The following is a 20,770-nucleotide window of genomic DNA, read 5'->3' as shown; positions in this document are numbered from 1 at the left end:
AGCTGCGAACCGGGCTGTGATTGGTTACATCGACTTCACAAGATCGCGTAGGTTTTGCAATGGCAAGTGAAGGCTGCAAGAAGGCATTAAAGCTACTGGCACGCTCGCGCAACGTACTGCTTTCGGGCGCTCCTGGCACAGGCAAATCGAAGCTTCTGGCAGAGGTCGCATTGGCCTTTGAAACGGCCTTCGGCCTTGCTCCCGCAGGTGGCGCTCCGAGGCTCAATCCTTTGGGTGGCATCCCAATCCCACCCGCTGCCGGAGCTGTTAAAGAGATCCCCGCACCCACTAAGATGGATCGTAAGGTTTTTCGAACGGTCTTTCATCAGAACTCCAAGTATCGCGATTTTTTATCGGGTATAACGCCAGCAGTTAACAAGGTGGCAGGTGCCCCTGATTTCACCATCGTAAAAGGCACTCTCTACCGTGCCAGTGAGCATGCGAAGGGCGCCGCCGGGGCCGCGCTCTTGATTATCGATGAGATTAACCGGGGCCCTGCTGTGCAGGTGTTTGGTGGTGCCATCGTGGCCATTGAGTCCGACAAACGTTTGGCCTCTGATGGCGCCAAACGTGCCGAAACGCAATTTTTTGAAATGCTCGATCCCGTCTCTGGGGATGTGATTGAGTATGCTTTGCCTCATGACCTCTACATTCTGGCAGCTATGAATCAGGCCGATGCGTCTGTAGAACCTTTGGATGTGGCGTTCTTGCGTCGTTGGGAGCCTTTGCGTCTGGAGCCCGATGAAGTGGTGTTACGGACATTTTATGGTCTAGGTGAAGAGGGGGCCGACGCATTGCCTGATGCGCCTACCAACGTGAGTGTTGCCTTGGAGTGCTCGGTTCGCGCCTGGGTTTCTGTCAACGCGCAGATTACCTTGGGACGTGGCCCTGAGTTTCAGATTGGACATGGCGTACTGATGTCGGATGTGAGCCCGCAAACACTGAGCCTAAGCGAAACTTTGAGCACGCTGTGTATAGGTTGGGCAAAGGTTCGTGCACACGTGGAAGAGGTGTTTTTCGGGGATATTCGAGGCATTGCCGCAGTTCTTAATGCGCTTGATGGACCCGTCTATAATCCATTCAAACTCATCGAGACTACCTTTGCGGATGACTTGCGCTTACGTCTTGAAGGGCCCACGAATTTTGCCGAAGACAATATCTACGCAACTCTCAGAGCATTTGCTCATCCCAGGGAGTAGCGCGTGGCTCTCATCCGAACAAGGCTGTCCCTCATTGAATACGGTACGCCGGTTGACCTGAGCCGTGCGATTGCTGATGCACTTGGACTAGATCGCGCAAAAGCCAACAGCCTTTTATTGGAGGCAGGGAATCGTGCTGCGTCAAGTCTGAGGCTGAACTATAACCCCATTATCGTAAGCACCAAGGGGACACGTGCAATAGATTTTGCAGGCCTCATCCGCTTGGCTCCTTCACTGGAGCTAGAGGTTGCGCCTAAGTTTTTGGGGCTCGATGACAGAGATGCTGCGTGGCGCGAGGATTTTTTTTTCCTCTCTACCCTTTCGCGACATGGGCGGCTCTTGGCTACCGAGCGATTATCAGCTTCCGGTGGTACTCCAAGGGATTTGTCAACTTTAGTCGCTCGCTCCATCACTAGCATGTACGAGGCCCATAAACGTCGGCCACTACGCAGCTATCGGAGAGTGCGTGAAGCAGACTTTTTCATCGATGGGGATCCTGATCCGGTAGAGCTTATCTTTCCTTCACCTGATGGCTTTGAACAAGAACTCATCCGGTTTGATCGTAAAAACTATTGGAACGGGGACATCGTCGCAGCAGCAAAGGTGTTACTTCCTGAAGTAAGTGATCCCGCGGTTGCAAGTTCTTTGGTACGTTTAATTGAGGACCTTTCGCCTCAGAACTTAGCTTCTAATCGTCGTAACCCTATTCCTGCTCGTCACCGAGTATGGAAGCCGCTGCATGAGCTGTCTGTAGATGTTCTTGGAGGCCTGGGGCTTAACTATAAGCAGGGACAGGCACATGCACCTGGTTATTTAGTGAAAACATGGCGCGTATGGGAGGACGTGTTAACGTTGGCCGCGCGATTGGGATTCGGTCGCAACGCTGTAGTTTCCCAACATGGTTATCCCTTGGGTTCCAAGACAAAGATGGATACTGGGGCAGTCAGCCAGCTTTCAGTTTATCCAGACTGCGTGATTGAGTCTCATGGAGCAAGGCCTAGGATCCTGCTGGATGCCAAGTACAAGGGGCATGTGGAGAAGGGACAGCTTCGGATCAGTGAGGCTGACATCTACGAAGCTCTAGCCTTTTCCACTGCAGCTAGATGCAACTTGGTGGCACTAGCCTATCCCGCACAGCCGGATAATGCCCCTCAGCCCGTAGGTACTTGCACAATCTTTGAAAGGGTTGTGGTGGGGGCGGTGCAAATTGTAGGTATTCAGATCGAAAGCCGTTTAATTTCTATGCCGGGAGCTCTCAAGATGTTTGCCGCAAACATGGCTTCTGGAGTGGCTACATCCTTTATTTGATTAGTTTGAAATAGCGGCTGGGCACTGTCAAGAAATTAAAAAAGCTCTTACTAAACCTAATAATAGCAATGCCCTCGTTCCTCGCGTTCTAAAACGTTTAGACGCTGCTCCATAGAACCTAATTCGAGTCAAGAACTTATGGCTACGGTGGTATTCACGACGCGCAGCTATACGATAACAACACTTCGTACTCTTCAACCTAAATTTCCTGGGGCAGTCACTCAAGGTTGCGGTACAACCACGAAAAGGGCTCTTGGCCTTTGAGCCTTCGGGCGTGTTGCTGAACAAGTTCTTGCGTCCAATAATAAAAAGTCTGAGCGCACGCTCGGCAATGCTTTTTCACATTGGCAAAACCGACTCCGGTGTAGCGCACCTACTTGTTCCAGTTGTTGACGCCGAAGAGAATCGAGAGCTCAGCATCTAGGGTCAGGTAGCCGGGTTGAATGTGGCGGTTGTGGGTCTTGTCCCACGCGTATGCCCGTTGATAGTCCGGGATGCTGAATACCTTTCTTCCATCGAAAAACTCCTTGAGTTTCTTTTTCCATTTTCCATTTTCCATTTTCCATTTTCCATTTTCCATTTTCCATTTTCCATTTGGGTATCTCGGCGGGGATTGAAGTAGCGTGGTGATATCAGAGTGCTTTTGTCTAAGCAGATGCCTCTACCTACTGTAAAGCAGGGCGGCAAAGGTAGGGTGGTACTCTGAGATCGTTCGATTCAAGGATGGCTACATAATCCACTTTCCGCCCCTGACAGGGATGGATAGTCTATCGACTCAAGCAAATCTTCAGCGTCTATCAGTCGACGCGTTACCGAACGTTTGGAAAAGATCGAGATGGCAGCAGACACCGTGAAGGGAGGACCAAGACAGCCACGAGGGGAAGGTATGAGCAACGTCCCCGTTAGCCTCACCCCGCCCCCAGAAGGCTATGGCGACTGGCTGACCGATCTCAAAAGTCGTATTCACGCTGCTCAGCAGCGATCAACGCTGGCCGTAAACCGTGAACTGGTGCTGCTCTACTGGCAGATTGGCCGTGACATCCTATCTCGGCAAGCTGAGCAAGGCTGGGGGGCCAAGGTGATCGAGCGGTTGGCGCATGATTTACGCGCCGCATTTCCGGACATGAAGGGCTTCTCACGCGCCAACCTCATGTATATGCGCGCCTTTGCCGAAGCGTGGCCGGATGCCGTAATTGTCCAACAGGCTGTTGGACAATTGCCGTGGGGGCATAATCTGGTACTGCTGACCCGGCTGAAAGACACGCAGCAACGCCTGGCCTATGCTCACGGTGCGATTGCGCACGGTTGGTCACGTAATGTATTGAATATCCACATCGAAACCCGGCTGTTGGAGCGCAGTGGCACGGCGGTAACGAATTTCGATGTGAGCTTGCCCAAACCGCAGTCCGATCTGGCTCGCGAGTCGCTGAAAGATCCGTATCGCTTTGACTTTCTTGGTCTGAGCAATGAAGCGCACGAGCGCGATATCGAACGCTCGCTGGTCAAACACGTTACAGAGTTTTTGTTGGAATTGGGCGCAGGCTTTGCGTTCGTTGGACGACAGGTACTGCTGGATGTGGGAGGCGACGAGTTCTTTATCGACTTGTTGTTCTATCACCTCAAGCTGCGTTGTTATGTGGTGATCGAGCTCAAGGCCGGCAAGTTCAAGCCCGAGCACTTGGGGCAGCTTGGATTTTATATGACCGCTGTGGATCGACAGGTCAAAAACGAACACGACAATCCCACCATTGGCCTGTTGTTGTGCAAAAGCAAAAACAAGGTAGTGGCTGAATATGCCCTAGGTGATAAGAGCCAGCCGATGGGCATTGCTGAGTTCAAACTGCTCGAATCCTTGCCGATTGATCTGCAGTCCAACCTACCGAGTATTGAACAGATTGAGCGTGAGTTGACCGATATTGATCCCGCTACGGAAGGCGAGTTTGGCTAATTGAAGTGGGCTTTCCGATTTGGAGCGCACCGCGTGCAGAATTCAGCTTGGTCCTTAGCACAGCGGCAGGGCCGGCGTTGTTTAGCAGAAAAAACAGGTGCGATTTCAAAACAAAACCCAGCTCCGGCCTAGTCTTTTCATAATTAGGTATGCGGTGAGTCGGTAGTAATAACAAGTGGTGCCAGAGCGATCTTTGAGGTGTTGAGCTAGAAACCAGCGCAGATGTTTCAACTGCCAGGTCCAGGGATTGTCTAGGTGCCACCGCTGTTGGATGGCCGCCTGCATGATTTGGGCTTGCCGTAGGTGGCGCAGCTGAGTGGTTTTCGAACCGGTCAGGGCTCCGCTCAAAAAAAGCGTCATATCGAAGGGCTTGGTCATCTCCGACCTCCTATATAAGCCGAAACAACATCGATCCGGTTATGCCCCAGCTCAACGCTGACCTGCTGCCGTGCCTGTTGATCAAGTCGGTAATCAACGCGAATGCAGCGACCTCCGTTGATCGGTGCGGCGTGCCCCGTGAGCTGCTGGTAACGCTCACAGGCGTAGGCCGCGCGTAACTCATGAAACCCCTTCAGCCCATGTTCCTGCAGTACTTCACGCGCAGGTCGCACGGTCTGTTGTAAGAACATTGCGTAGCTGTCGTCTCGCGAGAGCAAGTGACGACTGCCTTTCGGCGACGTCTCGCGCGCGAACTGCAGCGCCGCCTTCACCTCTTTATCCGCCATGATCCAGCGTGGCGCCGAAGCTCCCGCCCGGCCACCTTTGGTACCGTCTTGGATATTGATGCGACCCAAACGCTCAGCCTCACGCTGCAAGCGCGGCAGGTTCGCGAGGATCGCTTCGCGCAGACGCATGCCTGTCGCCCGTGCCAGATAGACAATCGCAGCAACCCGGTGATGTTGCTGCTCACAAAGGGCGTCAATCACCCGTCTGACCTGCTGGTGATCTTGGCCGTCCGGTGCTCGGGTGCGTACGTTTGATCGCTGCATACCCAGCGCTTTGCTCGGGCTGGCGATTTTCACGTACTGGTCGCCGCGTAGTGCCGCGAGGGTACGGTTTACGCTACTCAGGCGGTTCTGCGCGGTGGCGATGCAGATTTCACCTTGTCGGATTTGTTGACGCAGGTGTGTGGCGTAGCTGTGCAAGGTACTGCGATCTATCTGGCGGGCGTCGTTGTAACCGGGGCCGTCCGCTGACCGACACCACTTCACGAAAGCCTGCCAGCGATCACTGTGTGCTTTGACCGTGGCGAAGTGGCCGCCGGCAAACATATCTTTCAGCGCTTGTGGGCCGGCATAGCTGAGCTGACGGCCGTAGCCAAAGTTGCGTCCATCACGCCGGCCGACCAATGCCATTGGGGTCACCGTTTTCGTGGTCTTGCAGAAAGCGCAGGACGGCTTTCCAGTGGGGGCCGATCTTGTTCATCTGTTGCCAGTGTGAGGGACGGATCAGCAGGGCATTTTTCTTTTGCTGCAATTGGGCTCCGTCTTCGCGCAACTGCTGGATCAACAGGCTGACGACGTCGGGCTCCAGGTCAGGTGTGGCGACCACGGCGACAGCGGCGACAAGCTGAGGGGGACCGGCGGTTGAGGCTGGCGACATGGCGGCGACGGACGTGGCGACGCATCGCAGTGCGGGACGTGTTGGATGTTGCGCCTGGTACCGACGCACGGCGTCATTGAGGCGGAACATGGCGTACCTCGAAGGTCCTTGCATCACGGCAATCCAGCCAGTTATGCAGGATCAGTTCGGTCAGCAGCGTAGCGGTGTGATGGCTGCTTTTGCGGGCAAAGCGGGGGCCGTTGCGGTTCAGGTCGCGGATGGTGAAGCGGGTCCAGCCTTTTTGCGTCAGCCAACGCAACAGTCGATCCGCTTCCTCGCGTACCGTGTTGATGGGCTCTTGTTCGGTCAGTCGCTGGATCTCGGCCAGGTAGTAATCCATCAGGGTCGAGGCGCGCTGTATATGGGCTTCGTCGATCACGTTTGCGTCTTCGATCACGGCCAGCACGCCGGCGATACGCAGCACATTGGCCGCTGCTTTGCCGGCGACGGATTGAATACCGGCCAGCTCGCCGAACTCGCCTGACTGGCATTCGATAGTGTCGTGAATATCAATCCAGGCGGTACGAGCGTTGGGCGTCAATTCAAGCTGGGCCGGGTTGAGCGAACCGTCTTTATGCAGCGGCCACGGTTTTTCCAGCAGAGTGCTGATGCGTGTCTGATAGCGTTGAATCCTGGCATCTCGCGTGAGGTCGACGGCTTTGTACAGGCGTCGCCCCACCAGGCGTTCGGGCCAACTGATCAAGCAGCGACCGAGGATGCCTTGGCCATTGATCATTCGGTCGGTGAGTAGCTGATTGGCCAGATAAGGTTGCAGCATCAGGTGCAGGCTGAGGCGACGGTCATAGGCCCGCAGGCTTTCCCCGGGCATGGCGCGCGCTCGGTCGATGGGGCTGCCATCCCAAAGTGACGACAGGGTGGTAATGGCCTTGAGTTGGTTCTCTTTGCTCATGGTGCTACCGCCCAGGAACTGTCCACCTTCATCGTTGAACAGCCCCATGCTGGGCAGTCCAAGACACAGGTTTTTGATCAGCGCCTCGATGGTGGGCTCGGCTGATATCAGCCGGGGAGGCATGGGTTCAGGCAGCCCTTGGGTTTCGGCTTTTTTGTGCAGAGCGGCGCGATAGGCTTTCAGGCGCTGTGCGTACAGCGACCATTGCCGTCGCTCCCATTCACGTGCGGCTGTCAGCGCCAGTTGATCCACCGCGCTTTTGCGATCACCGGACAAGGCGACCGTCAGCAGGTACAGCGACAACGGATAGACGCGCCCATCCAGATGCACATTGGCATGGGTTTGGCTCACCAGCGCGGCGCTGGCCAACACCGATTGCGCGGCCATGGCGCAGGGCACGCCGATAACGTCGGACATGCGCTCCACGGCTGGACCCATTAGCTGTCCCAATGCGTCGACCGGATAGGTCAGCGGCGTCGGTCGGTATTCCAACAAAGGCCGAGGCAGGTCGAGCGTTTCGCACAATTGCATTGCCTTTCTCCCAGTGGCGTCGCAATTCCCTCACACTTCCCGCCACGGTGGTTGAGTGTTATCAGGGATCAAGGCCCCTGCAGCCTGTGAGGGTTGCCCTCTGACGCGGGACGGACGGCTCCTTACGGCCGGGAGCTTGGGCATCTCATGATCTGGCCTCCTGAGCACTTCGCTTGAAGTGGGCGGGTGGAGGCTGCGTTGGCTGACGAGACCAGCGCCGCGAGATCCAGAGTTATAGGCAGACAGCAATGTGATGACCGGGGCATGCCTGACTGTCAGTCGGGTGCAACCCTTTGCGTGAGCTGCGGCACCATCCTCTGCATTGCTGTAGCCAGTGACATCGAGGTTTGTCACGCCGATTGTCACTGGGACAAAAGCCGCAATGGGTTGTGCGGCAAGGGCTGCGGCAGCGGTATTGATGCCCGTCTCTTTCCAGAGAAAAGAGACGGGCATGGGTTGCCGCAATTGCACTGTGGATAAGTTGGCTTCGATCACGTTGGGCGTGACTGCGCGCCTGATTGGAAGCGAGCGCGCATGGGCTGGGACCACCACTGTAGGGCGTAGCCTTTAAGGTCCCTGGCTACCTGGGCAATGCTGTCGATGACAGCGCTGTAAGGCTCTGGTGTAACGCGTGCTCGGACGCTGGTCAACCCGGTGTGCGGTGGACTTTATAGGCGTTGGACGTGCCTGGAAGAAGGTGGCCTTGAATGGAGGATTGGCCGTTCGTCGGTTTTTAAAGTGAGCCCCTGAGGACGGGAAGGCGAAGCCTTCCTGCCCTCAGGGGCTGGGCCTTAAAAGCTTATGGGCGATGCCGATGGTGGCGACGGTCGCCAGGTTGTCGCCCTACGAAGGACCGCTAAATACGTGGGATGTCGCCAGTGTCGCCGCTGTCGCCAGCAGGAACTGATTAACGAAACGGGATGACGTTCCCGTTTGTGTTTTCCTGAATGGCCGTCACCGACAAATTGCCGGTGGCGGCTTTTTGAATGTACTCGCTCCACCAAACCATCATCGGGCGTCTGCGCTCGATGTAGTCCGCTCGGTTGTACGCGCTTCGGACTTCGTCTTTATCAACGTGGGCGAGGGCGACTTCGATCAATTCCGGGTCCCATCCATGTTCGTTGAGGATGGTACTGGCCATTGATCGCAGGCCGTGGCTGACCAATCGATCCTGAAAACCCATGCGTTTGAGCGCCATGTTCGCGGTCTGGCTGTTGGCGTGGGTGCGTGGATTTCTGTCGGCCGGAAACACGTGTTTACGGTGGCCGCTGTGGGGTTTGAGTGTCTCCAGCACGGCGAGCGCCTGGTCACTCAGCGGGACTAGATGTGCACGGCGTTTTTTCATGCGCTCCGGCGGAATCATCCAGATGCGTTTGTCGAAGTCGATCTCTGCCCAGGTCGTTCCGGCTGCCTCGGCTGGGCGGGTCATGGTGTGCAGTTGCCATTCGATGAGGCAGCGGGTGACGCGTTTGATGCTGGCATTGGCAATCGCCACCATGAGTTCGGGCAGCTCTTCGGGGGCAAGTGCCGCCATGTTTTGTTTAACCGGTTTCTTGAAAGCAGCCCGAATGCCGCTGAGTGGGTTGGCGAAGATCAGCCCACAATTGACGCCGTAGGCCATGATCTCGTTGAGGCGCTGGGAAAGTCGCTTCACCGTCTCCAGGCTGCCTTTGGCTTCGATCGGGCGTAGGAGCTTGATGATCATCGGTGCTGTGATGTCCGTGAGCGGCGTGGCTTTCAAACTGGGGAACACATGCAGGGTGAGTGAGCGCCATATGTCTTCGGCGTATGCCGGGGTCACAGAGTGTTTTTTCAACTCGAACCAGGCGCTGGCCACATTCTCTAGCGTGTGTTCCGTCTGCGCTCGCTTGGCTTCATTTTCAGCTTTGCGTTGCACCTTGGGATCAATGCCCTGTGCCAGCAGTTCGCGCGCTTCAATCACCTTTTTCCTGGCGTTCGCAAGTGAGAGCTCTGGGTACGTGCCCAGTCCCATATTGATGCGATTTTTGGTTATCGGATTCCGGTAGTTGAAGTTCCACAGCATCGAGCCATTGCTCCGGACGCGGAGCTGGAGGCCCTCACCATCACTGAGGACGTAATCTTTGTCTTTTGCCTTGACCGCCTTGAGTTGGCGGTCGGATAGGCGGTGGGCTTGAGCAGGCATGAGAGCTACCTCTAATACCGTTTTGGTATTCCAAAAATTAGCACCAGAGAGCTTGGAATACCATTTGGAATACCCAAACGAGTGGAATTCAGAATCTGCCTACGGAAGCCAATGGCCCTGAAACCCTTGATTTCACTGGATTTCAGGCACAAAAAAAGACGTCCGTGGACGTCTTTAGTTGATCAAATGGTGGAGCCGGGGGGATTTGAACCCCCGTCCGCCAGTACTCCGCTGTCGGTACTACATGCGTAGCCGTGTCTATTAAGTTAACCCTTGGCGACCCGACGGGCAGGGTGCTTTGGGCGAGTTGTGTAAGTTTTAGCCGCTTCGTCCACAACGTACTGCACGGCGATTCTGTTCTATATGACAATCATTTTGGGTTTACAGACATCCCCTGATGATTGCTGGGCCCGAAGGCACCAGGAGTGCATGTCAGCTGCAATTAAGCAGCGAGAGCAGCACCGTGTTGGTCGTCATTGGCAACTATAAGAAGTTGCAACAGTGGATTTACGAGTTCTGTTACCAACTCGGCATGCACCTAAAGTTTCGCAACCGGCGTCGAATCCTAAACGGCCCCGAGCTTGTAACTCTTTGTTTCTTAGTGAGTGACAAGCCTGTGCAGTGTACGCCAAACCGTCACGGAAGGCCAACCCGAAGGTTGGCCTTAACGCTTACTCGCCACCTTTCTCGCTGTTTTGCAGGTCTTGCAGCGTCTTGGAGGTGATCTCGATGCACTTCTTGTCATCACCTGCAGCGTGTGCTGCTTTGGCTTGAGCCACGGCCGTGTCGACTTCGCCACTTTTGCCACTGGTATCGGTGGCGAGCAGCGCTTTCCCGTTATTGATTTTGTCCAGGTTGATCTGGCACAGGTCTTTGTCACCGGCGGCGAAGGCGGGAGAGGCCAGCATCGCAGCAGTCATGAACAAGCCAGCTAGAGCGGAACGCTTCATCGGGTATCTCCTTGCGCAAAAGGGCTCGACGCTGCTGGCGTTCGACGGCTGCCAGCGACATCAGTGAGGGCCTCGATTGTCGAGGCCTATTCAGCTGACTACGCCGACGCGCAGGGGTTCTGTTTTTTTGCGGCGTTAATGGGCGCGGGCCTGGGTGACCCGGTCCACCAGGTAGACCAGCCCGTGATAATCGATGCCGCCATGTTGGCTCAGGCCGATCTCGCAGGTGCGGCTGGTGGAAATACCTTCGCTGCAAAATTGCACCGCGTCCTTGAGTGAGCGCAGTGAATGGGCATTGAGTTCAGGCGTGGTAAAGCCTTTGTCACCGGCAAAACCACAGCAATGAATGCCTTCCGGGATGATCACGGTGTTGGCGCAACGTCGGGCCAGTTCAATCAGCGCCTGGCTTTCGCCCAGGTGTTGGGTGCTGCAGGTGACGTGCACCGCGATCGGTGCTTCCTGCGGTGTGAAGTCCAGTCGATCCATGAGATGGGTGCGGATAAACCGCACCGGGTCATAGAGGTCCAAGCGGGTTTCGCCAAGGTCTTGCACCAGGCGCAGGGTGCAGGGGCTGGTGTCGCAGTAGATGGGGTCCAGGCCGCCGCGACTGGCGTGGAGCAGGGCGCCGATCAGTTCCTGACGCTTGTGTTCGGCCTGTTCGGCGTAGCCTTTTGAAGCGAATGGCTGACCGCAGCACAGGTTGTCTTGATTCTCTGGGATAACCACTTGGTACCCGGCTTTTTCCAGTAGGCCACGGGTTTTGTCGTACAGCGACATCTGTTCTTTATCGCCGGCAGCCGGGCCCATTGCCCGCGACACGCAGGCCGCCAGGTAGACCACGCGGGGCCGCTCGTCAGTTACAGGAGGGCTGAAGCGAATGGCTTTTTCCGGCTGGGGCATGGCGTTGGTCCACTGAGGGATTTGCCCTTTCGACAAACGGGTTGCTGTGGCAGACAGCTTGGCCAGGCGCGGCGCGCCCAGTAGCATGCGGGCGCCATTCGCCACATGCAGGGTAAAGCGCGCACCTTGCAACGCAGTGGAGAAATGGGTGGCCAGCCATTCGGCCGTTTTCGTACGGTCGGCGTTCCTGGCGCGCAGTTTTTTCACCAAGTCGCCGGTATTGATTCCCACAGGGCAGCGCTGGGCGCAGAGACCGGTAGCGGCGCAGGTGTCGATGCCTTGGTAGTGGTAAGCCGCTTCCAGTTCGGTGGTATCAACCCCGGCGCGTTTTTTGGCTTGGATATCGCGCCAGATCACAATGCGTTGGCGCGGGCTCAGTGTCAGCCCTTTGGATGGGCAGACCGGCTCGCAGAATCCGCACTCGATGCATTTATCCACCAACTCATCGGCGGCGGGCAGCGGCTTGAGGTGCTTTAGGTGGATCTGCGGGTCTTCGCTGAGCACCACGTCCGGGTTGAGAATGCCGTTGGGATCGAGCAGGCGCTTGAGTTGCCACATCAACTGATAGGCATCGCTGCCCCATTCCAGCTCGACGAATGGGGCCATATTACGCCCGGTGCCGTGTTCGGCCTTGAGCGAACCGCCGAACTCCACTGCAACCAGCTGCGCGACGTCATCCATGAACGCTTGATAGCGTGTGACTTCCTCACTGCTGTTGAAGCCTTGAGTGAACACGAAGTGCAGATTGCCTTCCAGCGCGTGTCCGAAAAGGATCGCTTCGTCGTAGTGATGTTTGTCGAACAGTTCGATCAGGCGGTTTACGCCGATAGCCAATTGCTCGACCGGGAAGGTCACGTCTTCGATGATCACCGTAGTACCGGTCTTGCGTACGGCGCCGACGGCGGGGAAGGTGTCTTTACGAATGGCCCACAGGCGGGCGTTTTCCACGGGGTCTTCGGTGAAATCGACCTGCTTCTCCACAGGAAAACCGGCCAGGGACGCCATGATCAGTGCCAGTTGTTCCTGCAGTAGCGAGGAAGTCGCCGCGCGGGATTCGATCAGCAATGCGCAGGCATTTTCCGATAGGTGTTGTACGAACGCGGGCATGCCGGGTTTGTTCTGCACCGAACGCATGCTACGGCGGTCCAGTAGCTCTACGGCCGAGACTGGCTGAGTTTTCAGCACGGTGACGGCGTTGCAACAGGTCTCCACATCCGGGAACACAATCAATGCCGACGCCTTGTTCGGATGATCGACCACGGTGTTGTAGGTCACTGCGCTGATGAAACCCAGCGTACCCTCGGAGCCCACCAGCAGGTGGCTGAGAATTTCCAGCGGGTCGTCAAAGTCCACCAAGGCGTTAAGTGACAGGCCGGTAGTATTTTTCAGACGGTATTTGTGGCGAATTTTTGCCGCCAACTCGGTATTTGCCCGCGTCTCGCGCCCCAGTGTTGCCAGGCGCTCCAGCAGTGCGCCATGTTGCGTGCGAAAAGCGCTGACGCTGACAGGGTCTTCCGTATCCAGACGGCTACCGTCGGCCAACACCAAGCGTATGCCCGCCAGGGTGTGGTAAGTGTTCTGCGCGGTGCCGCAGCACATACCGCTGGCATTGTTGGCAACAATGCCGCCGATCTTGCAAGCGTTGATGGATGCCGGGTCCGGACCGATCTTGCGCCCGAACGGCGCGAGCCAGGCGTTGGCCTGCGCGCCGATCACGCCGGGCTGCAAACGGATCTGCGTGCCTTGGCCACGAATTTCGCGGTCGTTCCAGTTGTCGCCCAGTACGATCAGCACCGAGTCGCTGATCGCTTGCCCGGACAGGCTGGTGCCGGCGGCGCGAAAAGTAACGGGTACATGGTCGCGCTGGGCCCATTGCAGCAGCGTCACGACTTCGTCTTCGGACTCTACACGGATCACTAGTTGTGGGATCAATCGGTAAAAGCTGGCGTCGGTTCCGAACGCGAGGGTGGACAGCGGGTCGTCGAAGCGTCGGTTTGGTGGGATCAGCTGTGCGACGTCATTAAGGAAAGCGGCAGGCAGACTCATTCGTCCTCCAGAAATAGCGGACGCCGGAATAGTTACCCGGCGTCGGTTCTTACCCTATTACGTGCAGGTCTCAGTGCACCAGCATACCGGTGAACCAATAGGCCTGTGCCAACGTGATCAAGCCAACGATGGTGGCGAAGAACAGGCTGTGCTTGAGGGTGAAGCGGAACAGGTCGGATTCCTTGCCAACCAGGCCGGTAGCGGCGCAGGCCACGGCGATCGACTGTGGCGAGATCATCTTGCCGGTAACGCCACCGCTGGTATTGGCGGCAACCAACAGCGTGTCGTTGACGCCGATCTGGTGGGCAGTGGTGGCTTGCAGCGAGCTGAACAGTGCGTTGGACGAGGTGTCGGAGCCTGTTAGGAAAACCCCCAGCCAGCCGAGGAATGGCGAGAAGAATGGGAAAGCAGCCCCTGTGCCGGCCAATACCAGCGCCATGGTCGACGACATGCCGGAGTAGTTGGTGACAAAGGCGAACGCCAGCACCATGCCGATGGACAGGATTGGCCAACGCAGTTCGTAAAACGTTTCTTTTAAAGTGGTCAGACCAGTTTTGACGTTGATCTTCAGCACCAGCATCGAGATCAGCGCGGAGAAGAAAATCGCCGTACCGGTGGCTGAAATCGGGTCCAGCTTGAACACCGCCGGGATTGCGGTGGGGTTGGTCACGATGGGGGCGACCTTGATCACCAGTTGATCCAGATGTGGAATCGCGAAGTTGAACACCCAGCTGTACATAGAGCCGCCGGCGGCGAACATGGCCTTGAACGGTTTGAGGGTCCAGATCGTCACCAACACCGTGAGGATCAGGAACGGCGACCACGCCTTGAAAATCTGCCCCAAGCTATAGGGCGATGCAACCGTGCTGCGCGGCTGGCCGAACCCACCGGCACTGGCGGTGATGACCGCGCTTGAGGTGGCGCCGGCGATCTGCGCGCCTGCGGTGCGCTTGGGTTGCCAGACTTTCAGGAACAGGGTCAGGGCAATCAGGCTGGCCAACGCCGAAGTGATGTCTGGCAGTTCCGGGCCGATGAAATTGGAGGTGAAGTACTGGGTGATCGCAAAGCTCAAGCCCGCAACCAGGGCTGCTGGCCAGGTTTCACGCACGCCGCGCAGGCCGTCCATCATGAATACCAGCCAAAACGGTACGAACAGCGACAGCAATGGCAGTTGGCGGCCAGTCATGGCGCCGATCTTGAACGCATCGATGCCCGTCACTTGCCCGGCCACGATGATGGGGATACCCAGTGCGCCAAATGCGACGGGGGCAGTGTTAGCTATCAGGCAGAGGCCGGCGGCGTAAAGCGGGTTGAAGCCCAGGCCGACCAGCAGCGCGGCGGTGATGGCCACGGGCGCGCCGAAACCGGCCGCACCTTCCAAGAAGGCGCCAAAGCAGAAGCCGATCAGCAGCACTTGCAGGCGTTGGTCGTCGGTGATCGACAGAACCGAGCTACGGATAATCTCGAATTGGCCGCTTTTAACCGTAAGTTTGTAGAGGAACACGGCCGCGACGATGATCCACGCGATAGGCCACAGGCCATAGGCGAACCCGTAACCGGCAGCGGCGAAAGCCATATCGACCGGCATCTGGAAGGCAAAAATCGCCACCAGGATCGACAGTGCCAGGGTAATGCTGCCGGCCACATGCCCTTTGAGGCGGAACACTGCCAGGGCCAGGAAGAAGAATACGATCGGGATGACTGCGGCGAGAGCGGACAAGCCGAGGCTGCCGAGCGGGCTGTAAAGCTGTTGCCAGGTTTGCATATGGGGTGGCCCCTAATTGTTGTTGGTCAGGCACTTTTTTGTCGATATGGATAATTGGTAATACCAATTTACAATCGATGTGAGCTAGGTTAAAAGCCTTCGTGGGATGTGTCAATTTGCCGCCTGCAAAACTTTGGTCGTAGTGGGATGGCTGAGGGGATCTGAGCGGCAAAAACGAAGGCACTCTGATGGGTGCTGGAACGGCGGCGATAGGCCAGAATAGAGGGCCCGGCGAGTGGTCGGGATGGTGGAGAGTGAGTTATGGCGTTTGATCAGGTGCGGCAGCGCCGTCTGTCTGACGATATTGTTGAGCAGCTTGAAGGAATGATCCTTGAGGGTACGTTGAAATCCGGCGAGCGGTTGCCGGCTGAACGTGCCTTGGCTGAGCAGTTCGGAGTCTCGCGTCCGTCGTTGCGCGAGGCTATCCAGAAGCTGGCGGCCAAAGGGTTGTTAGTCAGTCGCCAAGGGGGCGGCAACTATGTCGTCGACTCTTTGGGGTCGACTTTCAGCGATCCGCTCCTGCATCTGCTGGAGAATAATCCAGAAGCCCAGCGTGACTTGCTGGAGTTTCGCCAGACTTTGGAGGCGTCATGCGCGTATTACGCGGCGTTGCGTGCTACCGAAGTCGACCGGGAACGGCTGACTACTGCGTTTGAAGCGTTGCAGGATTGCTATACACGCGTCGATGAAGTCAGTCGGGCCGAGGAGGGGGCGGCGGATGCTCGGTTCCATCTGGCTATTGCCGAGGCCAGTCATAACGCGGTGCTGCTGCACACGATTCGAGGTTTGTTCGATCTGCTCAAGCGTAACGTGGTGACTAATATCGGTGGCATGTATCAGCAGCGTACGGAAACCCGTGACATGTTGATCAATCAGCATCGGGATCTGTACCTGGCGATTATCGAGGGGCGGGCCGAGCAGGCGAGGGAGGTGTCCACACGTCACTTGTTGTACGTGCAGGAAGTGTTGGAGGAAGTGCGTCAGGAGGTTCAGCGCGTGGCGCGTGCGGAGCGACGTAAAGGGATGTAGCCGCGGGTTTGCCCGAGGCTACATCGTACAAGGTTATTCTTCCTTGCCCTTGTTGCGTACCGCGCGATGCAGCTCGCGATTGGAGTCGCGCTCGCGTTCGGTGTCGCGCTTGTCGTATTCCTTCTTGCCCTTGCCCAGTGCGATCTCGCACTTGACCAAGTGCTTGCTCCAGTACCAGGACAGGCAGACGCAGGCATAGCCCTTCTGCTGCACGGCTGCGGCAAGCTTGTCCAGCTCGCGGGCGTTGAGCAGTAGCTTGCGGGTGCGTACCGGGTCGGCAATCACATGAGTGCTCGCGGTGGTCAGCGGGGTGATATGACTGCCCAGCAGCCATGCTTCACCATCCTTGAGCAGTACGTAACTGTCGACCAGCTGCAGTTTGCTGGCACGCAGACTCTTTACTTCCCAGCCGGCCAGGACCAGACCAGCCTCGAAACGATGTTCGATGAAGTAATCGTGTCGCGCCTTTTTATTTTGCGCGATGGTCCCTGTGGGGTGTTTCTTTTGTTTAGCCATAGGGGCGGCATTATAGGCAGTTGCGAGCCTGGCGGCTACGGTCAACCTGCGCGCTTGAGCGTGTTGGACGAATCCCGGACAATGCGGGCAGTTCTTTGGTTTTTTTCTCTCGCGGATCGGGCTGTTCCTTCGCGATGTTTGCCGCTCAGCTGTGGAAATAACGCACACATGACGACGCATATTCAACGTTCGGCGCTGCTGCCCTATCCGGCACAGGCGCTCTATGATCTGGTCAACGACGTGGCGCGTTATCCGGAATTCCTTCCGTGGTGCTCAACTGCCGAGGTGCTTGAAGGCAGTGCTGAGTACATGGTCGCCAGCGTAGGCGTGGCCAAGGGGGGGCTTAGTCAGCACTTCGTTACGCGCAATGTATTAGTGCCGGGTAAATCAATCGAAATGAATTTGCAGGAAGGACCATTCACCCAGTTGCATGGCGTATGGATTTTCAAAGCATTAACGGACAAGGCCTGCAAAATCAGCCTGGATCTGTCGTTTGATTATGCCGGACCCATCGTACGAGCGACGCTTGGGCCGTTATTCAATCAGGCGGCCAATACCTTGGTGGATGCATTCTGTCAGCGGGCTAAGCAGCTGCATGGTTGAAATCGAAGTGGTGCACGCCGCTGTCGATCGTCAGGTCTTGCTTGCCGTGACCGTGCCCTTGGGCACGAGTGTGCGCAAGGCGGTACAGCTCTCGGGAGTTCTGGAGCAGTTCCCCGGTATTGATCCGGCGACTTGTCCATTAGGGATATTCGGTAAGGCTATTTCTGACGCTGATGTGCGTGTTGTACAAGCGGGCGATCGAGTTGAGATTTACCGTCCATTGTTGGCTGATCCCAAGGAAGTGCGCAGGTTGCGTGCAGCCAAGGCAGCGCTTGCCAGGCAGCAGAGTACTTAGCTCCGCTAATCGGCAGATACGAAAAAGCCCGGCATGCCGGGCTTTTTCGTGTGCCACACAGTTTTATTGTGGGCTGGTGTCCAACGGCTGAGGTGTCGGGACGGGAACGGTTTCCACGCCGTCGACATCCTTCTGGATTCTGTCCAGCAAGGAGCCCGGCTTGGCGGGGACCTCCGACTTCTGCTTTTCGCCTTCTTGCGCGGGAGCCGTCACGTTCGTGTCGTTGTCTTTGCCCAACAAGGCTTCATCACGGCTTACGCCGGGCATGAAGTCACCGGACAGGCTGACAAGCTGGTCATTGCCATTAAAAATGACGCTGACGCGCTCCTGCTGGCGCTCACCGCCACCAGGCTGAATGCTATAGAGATAATCCCAGCGATCGGCATGGAAAGTGTCGGTCAGCAGGGGATTACCCATAATAAACCGTACTTGCCGTCGGGTCATTCCGGGGCGTAACTGGTCTATCATGTCCTGCGTGACGACATTGCCCTGCTGGATGTCGATTTTGTAAACCCCGGGGAATGAACAACCGGCGAGTGCGAGCAGTCCCACAAAGGTGAAACTGGTTAGCAAGAGCTTGGTGTTTTGCATCGGTGGGCGACTTCCACTATCTTGGCTGGGACAACGTAAACGCCGATCATACCCGTATTAAGAGAAGCTGCGAAGCAGCATCCGCGAGAAAGCTAACCATGGTTGAAAATAGCGAACTACGCAAAGCCGGTCTCAAAGTGACTCTGCCACGAGTCAAGATTCTACAAATGCTCGATTCTGCCGAGCAGCGCCACATGAGTGCTGAAGATGTTTATAAGGCGCTGATGGAGTCTAATGAGGACGTTGGCCTGGCCACGGTTTACCGTGTGCTGACCCAGTTTGAAGCCGCAGGGCTGGTGGTTCGTCATAATTTCGACGGCGGTCATGCAGTGTTCGAACTGGCTGACGGCGGTCATCACGACCATATGGTGGACCTCGATACCAATGAGGTTATTGAGTTCACCAGCCCGGCAATCGAGAAGCTTCAGCATGAAATCGCTGAAGAACATGGCTTCGATCTGGTTGACCATAATCTTGTGTTGTACATCCGTAAGAAAAAGTAAAAAACGCTACAGATGTACTTTGCAAACAGCACGAAGGCGACCCTTGGGTCGCCTTCGTGCTGTTTGCAAGAAAATTCCGGCTCACGCCTTGGCGGCTACGACCATCTTCTTCGCATGCGCCAGAGACTCTTTGGTCAGGTCTATCCCACCCAGCATGCGGGCCACTTCTTCCACGCGTTCCGACTTGTTCAATCTGGACACGGCTGTCCGTGTTGCATCGCTGCCTCTGACCTTATGTACAAACAAATGTTGATGCCCTTGCGCCGCGACCTGCGGCAAGTGCGTCACTGTGAGTACCTGGCCTCGCTCTCCCAGGCGGCGCAACAGTTGGCCGACAATTTCCGCCGTTGGCCCGCCGATGCCGACGTCCACCTCGTCGAATACCAGCGTGGGTACTCTGGAGGTCTGTGCGGTAATCACTTGGATAGCCAGGCTGATTCGCGACAGCTCGCCCCCGGAGGCGACTTTTGCCAGCGCTTTGAGAGGTTGTCCAGGGTTGGCGCTGACCAGTAGTTCTACCTGTTCCAAGCCATGGGGCTGCAGTTCGTTGCTGGCATTGGTGCGCAGTTCGATAGTAAAGCGCCCGCCAGGCATGCCCAGGCGCTGAATTTCTTGCTCAACTGCGTCGGCAAGGTTCGTGGCCGCGTGCTGGCGTAACTCGCTCAGTTCGCGGGCCTTCTCTTGATAATGCCGAGCATAGGAGGCCAGTTCGTCGCCCAGTCTTTCAATGGATTCATCGTTGGCATTCAGGGTTTCGATTTCATCCAGCAATTTCTGCTGCATCGCCGCCAGTTCAGTGGGCTGGATTCGATGTTTGCGGGCCAGGGTATAAATAGTGTCCAGTCGTTCTTCTATTTCCTGCAAGCGCGCCGGATCGGCATCGAAGTGGTCCAGAAACCTATTCAGCTCGCCGACTGCTTCTTCAACCTGGATCTGCGCACTGGTCAGCAGGGTTGTCGCTTCGCTCAGCGAACCCGAGGCGTTATTCACGCTGGACAGACGGTTGAGGCTGGCCGTGAGCGCGTTGAGCACATTTCCGGAATCGCTTTCGCTGCATTGCTCCACCACCTGACGGCAGATACCCAGAAGGGTTTCTGCATTGGTGAGGTTCTTGTGTTCCTGTTCAAGCTGCTCCAGCTCCGTTTCGCCAAGACCCAGGCTCTCCAGCTCTTCGAGCTGATAGCTGAGTAACTGATGGCGAGCGCGTTGCTCATCGCCGGAATTGGAGAGTCGTTCCAGTTCCAGGCGTGTCTGGCGCCAGCGTTGCGCAGCAAGCTGTACTTGCCTGGATAGATCGGTGGCGCCGGCGTATTCGTCGAGCAAGCGCCGATGTGTGTCGGTTTTAAGCAGAGACTGATGTTCGTGCTGGCTGTGGATATCGATCAGCAATTCACCCAATGCTTTCAGGTCGCCAAGCGGGCAGGGCGTGCCGTTGATATAGCCGCGTGAGCGCCCTTCGGCAGTGATGACCCGTCGCAGGATGCACGGTCCTTCATGGCTAAGGTCGCGCTCAGCCAGCCAGGTTTCAGCTTCTGGAATATCCGCCAAGTCGAAAGTGGCCAGGATATCGGCCTTTTCTGCGCCTGGGCGCACTACGCCGCTGTCGGCGCGATCCCCCAGGGTCAGGCCCAGTGCGTCGAGCATGATCGACTTGCCGGCGCCGGTTTCGCCTGTGATTACGCTCATTCCACGATCCAGTTCGAGATCCAGATGTTCAACGATGGCGTAGTTGTGTACGGACAGGTGCACGAGCATGACGGCCGCTCCCAGGCTTTATGTCTGGTTATTTATACAGTGTTTCGTCCCGGCGTGACAATCCTGATCCTTAGTTCGATTTACTTGAAAATAAGCTTTTTTTAGCGCAACTGGGAATGTTTGGATGGGAATCAATCCTGGCGCTCTGATGGACT

At 56.7% G+C, this 20,770-nt stretch carries 19 protein-coding genes and 1 other RNA gene; 7 read left to right on the top strand and 13 right to left on the bottom strand.

Going from position 1 to position 20,770, the window contains the following annotated elements; all coding sequences use genetic code 11:
• The first annotated feature begins 59 nt into the window (after nucleotides 1–59).
• Nucleotides 60–1,199 (top strand): AAA family ATPase, encoded by a 1,140-nt coding sequence (locus QRN41_RS15675; protein ID WP_285421798.1) that lies wholly within the window; start codon nucleotides 60–62, stop codon nucleotides 1,197–1,199.
• A gap of 3 nt (nucleotides 1,200–1,202) precedes the next feature.
• Nucleotides 1,203–2,507, top strand: coding sequence for a 5-methylcytosine restriction system specificity protein McrC (locus tag QRN41_RS15670; RefSeq protein ID WP_285421797.1), 1,305 nt, complete (start codon nucleotides 1,203–1,205; stop codon nucleotides 2,505–2,507).
• 373 nt (nucleotides 2,508–2,880) lie between these two features.
• On the opposite strand, the gene QRN41_RS15665 is transcribed toward QRN41_RS15670, so the two are convergent.
• Entirely contained in the window at nucleotides 2,881–3,087 is a 207-nt protein-coding gene (locus QRN41_RS15665; RefSeq protein ID WP_285421796.1) for a DUF262 domain-containing protein, read from the bottom strand.
• Between the two features lie 306 nt (nucleotides 3,088–3,393).
• On the opposite strand from QRN41_RS15665, the gene QRN41_RS15660 reads away from it, so the two are divergent.
• Entirely contained in the window at nucleotides 3,394–4,455 is a 1,062-nt protein-coding gene (locus QRN41_RS15660; protein WP_285421795.1) for a PDDEXK nuclease domain-containing protein, read from the top strand.
• A gap of 105 nt (nucleotides 4,456–4,560) precedes the next feature.
• Here QRN41_RS15660 and QRN41_RS15655 read toward each other — a convergent pair whose 3' ends face one another.
• The 9 genes from QRN41_RS15655 to QRN41_RS15615 all read right to left on the bottom strand — a co-directional run bounded on the left by QRN41_RS15655 (nucleotide 4,561) and on the right by QRN41_RS15615 (nucleotide 15,323).
• Complete coding sequence (locus QRN41_RS15655; protein WP_040265475.1) at nucleotides 4,561–4,833, bottom strand: hypothetical protein; 273 nt, start codon at nucleotides 4,831–4,833, stop codon at nucleotides 4,561–4,563.
• The gene (locus QRN41_RS15650; RefSeq protein WP_285421794.1) at nucleotides 4,830–5,810 is read right to left on the bottom strand and encodes an integrase domain-containing protein; all 981 of its coding nucleotides are present in this window, start codon (nucleotides 5,808–5,810) and stop codon (nucleotides 4,830–4,832) included. Before QRN41_RS15650 ends, QRN41_RS15655 begins: the two co-directional genes overlap by 4 nt.
• On the bottom strand, nucleotides 5,788–6,147 hold the full coding sequence (locus QRN41_RS15645) for a hypothetical protein (protein WP_040265473.1): 360 nt from the start codon (nucleotides 6,145–6,147) through the stop codon (nucleotides 5,788–5,790). The genes QRN41_RS15650 and QRN41_RS15645 overlap by 23 nt, the downstream gene beginning before the upstream one ends.
• Nucleotides 6,131–7,498, bottom strand: coding sequence for a YfjI family protein (locus tag QRN41_RS15640; protein WP_213548039.1), 1,368 nt, complete (start codon nucleotides 7,496–7,498; stop codon nucleotides 6,131–6,133). Before QRN41_RS15640 ends, QRN41_RS15645 begins: the two co-directional genes overlap by 17 nt.
• Nucleotides 7,499–8,405: 907 nt before the next feature.
• The gene (locus QRN41_RS15635) at nucleotides 8,406–9,662 is read right to left on the bottom strand and encodes an integrase domain-containing protein (protein WP_285421793.1); all 1,257 of its coding nucleotides are present in this window, start codon (nucleotides 9,660–9,662) and stop codon (nucleotides 8,406–8,408) included.
• 187 nt (nucleotides 9,663–9,849) lie between these two features.
• Nucleotides 9,850–10,239: a transfer-messenger RNA gene (ssrA, locus tag QRN41_RS15630) on the bottom strand.
• Nucleotides 10,240–10,333: 94 nt separating this feature from the next.
• A complete protein-coding gene (locus QRN41_RS15625) occupies nucleotides 10,334–10,612 on the bottom strand; it encodes a PA2433 domain-containing protein (protein ID WP_034139332.1) in 279 nt (92 codons plus the stop codon).
• 135 nt (nucleotides 10,613–10,747) lie between these two features.
• The gene (locus tag QRN41_RS15620; protein ID WP_167417883.1) at nucleotides 10,748–13,558 is read right to left on the bottom strand and encodes an FAD-binding and (Fe-S)-binding domain-containing protein; all 2,811 of its coding nucleotides are present in this window, start codon (nucleotides 13,556–13,558) and stop codon (nucleotides 10,748–10,750) included.
• Between the two features lie 70 nt (nucleotides 13,559–13,628).
• Entirely contained in the window at nucleotides 13,629–15,323 is a 1,695-nt protein-coding gene (locus QRN41_RS15615) for a lactate permease LctP family transporter (RefSeq protein WP_236218533.1), read from the bottom strand.
• 261 nt (nucleotides 15,324–15,584) lie between these two features.
• On the opposite strand from QRN41_RS15615, the gene QRN41_RS15610 reads away from it, so the two are divergent.
• Nucleotides 15,585–16,352 (top strand): GntR family transcriptional regulator, encoded by a 768-nt coding sequence (locus QRN41_RS15610; protein ID WP_034115111.1) that lies wholly within the window; start codon nucleotides 15,585–15,587, stop codon nucleotides 16,350–16,352.
• A gap of 33 nt (nucleotides 16,353–16,385) precedes the next feature.
• On the opposite strand, the gene smpB is transcribed toward QRN41_RS15610, so the two are convergent.
• Nucleotides 16,386–16,868 (bottom strand): SsrA-binding protein SmpB, encoded by a 483-nt coding sequence (gene smpB / locus QRN41_RS15605; RefSeq protein ID WP_024077453.1) that lies wholly within the window; start codon nucleotides 16,866–16,868, stop codon nucleotides 16,386–16,388.
• 168 nt (nucleotides 16,869–17,036) lie between these two features.
• Here smpB and QRN41_RS15600 point away from each other — a divergent pair, with 168 nt between their 5' ends.
• Complete coding sequence (locus QRN41_RS15600; protein WP_034139329.1) at nucleotides 17,037–17,471, top strand: type II toxin-antitoxin system RatA family toxin; 435 nt, start codon at nucleotides 17,037–17,039, stop codon at nucleotides 17,469–17,471.
• A complete protein-coding gene (locus QRN41_RS15595; RefSeq protein ID WP_285421792.1) occupies nucleotides 17,464–17,766 on the top strand; it encodes an RnfH family protein in 303 nt (100 codons plus the stop codon). The genes QRN41_RS15600 and QRN41_RS15595 overlap by 8 nt, the downstream gene beginning before the upstream one ends.
• 63 nt (nucleotides 17,767–17,829) lie before the next feature.
• Here QRN41_RS15595 and QRN41_RS15590 read toward each other — a convergent pair whose 3' ends face one another.
• Nucleotides 17,830–18,357: an outer membrane protein assembly factor BamE gene (locus QRN41_RS15590; RefSeq protein WP_034115109.1), complete on the bottom strand. Its 528-nt coding sequence runs from the start codon at nucleotides 18,355–18,357 to the stop codon at nucleotides 17,830–17,832.
• Between the two features lie 98 nt (nucleotides 18,358–18,455).
• Here QRN41_RS15590 and fur point away from each other — a divergent pair, with 98 nt between their 5' ends.
• On the top strand, nucleotides 18,456–18,860 hold the full coding sequence (fur, locus tag QRN41_RS15585; protein ID WP_010562662.1) for a ferric iron uptake transcriptional regulator: 405 nt from the start codon (nucleotides 18,456–18,458) through the stop codon (nucleotides 18,858–18,860).
• Nucleotides 18,861–18,941: 81 nt separating this feature from the next.
• On the opposite strand, the gene recN is transcribed toward fur, so the two are convergent.
• Complete coding sequence (gene recN / locus QRN41_RS15580) at nucleotides 18,942–20,615, bottom strand: DNA repair protein RecN (RefSeq protein WP_285421791.1); 1,674 nt, start codon at nucleotides 20,613–20,615, stop codon at nucleotides 18,942–18,944.
• Between the last annotated feature and the right edge of the window lie 155 nt (nucleotides 20,616–20,770).

The sequence above is a fragment of the Pseudomonas sp. efr-133-TYG-23 genome (assembly GCF_030209215.1).
In the GTDB taxonomy this organism is placed as follows: domain Bacteria; phylum Pseudomonadota; class Gammaproteobacteria; order Pseudomonadales; family Pseudomonadaceae; genus Aquipseudomonas; species Aquipseudomonas rhodesiae.
The sequence above is the reverse complement of the archived record's forward strand: the minus strand, read 5'-3'. Positions and strand labels throughout refer to the sequence as shown.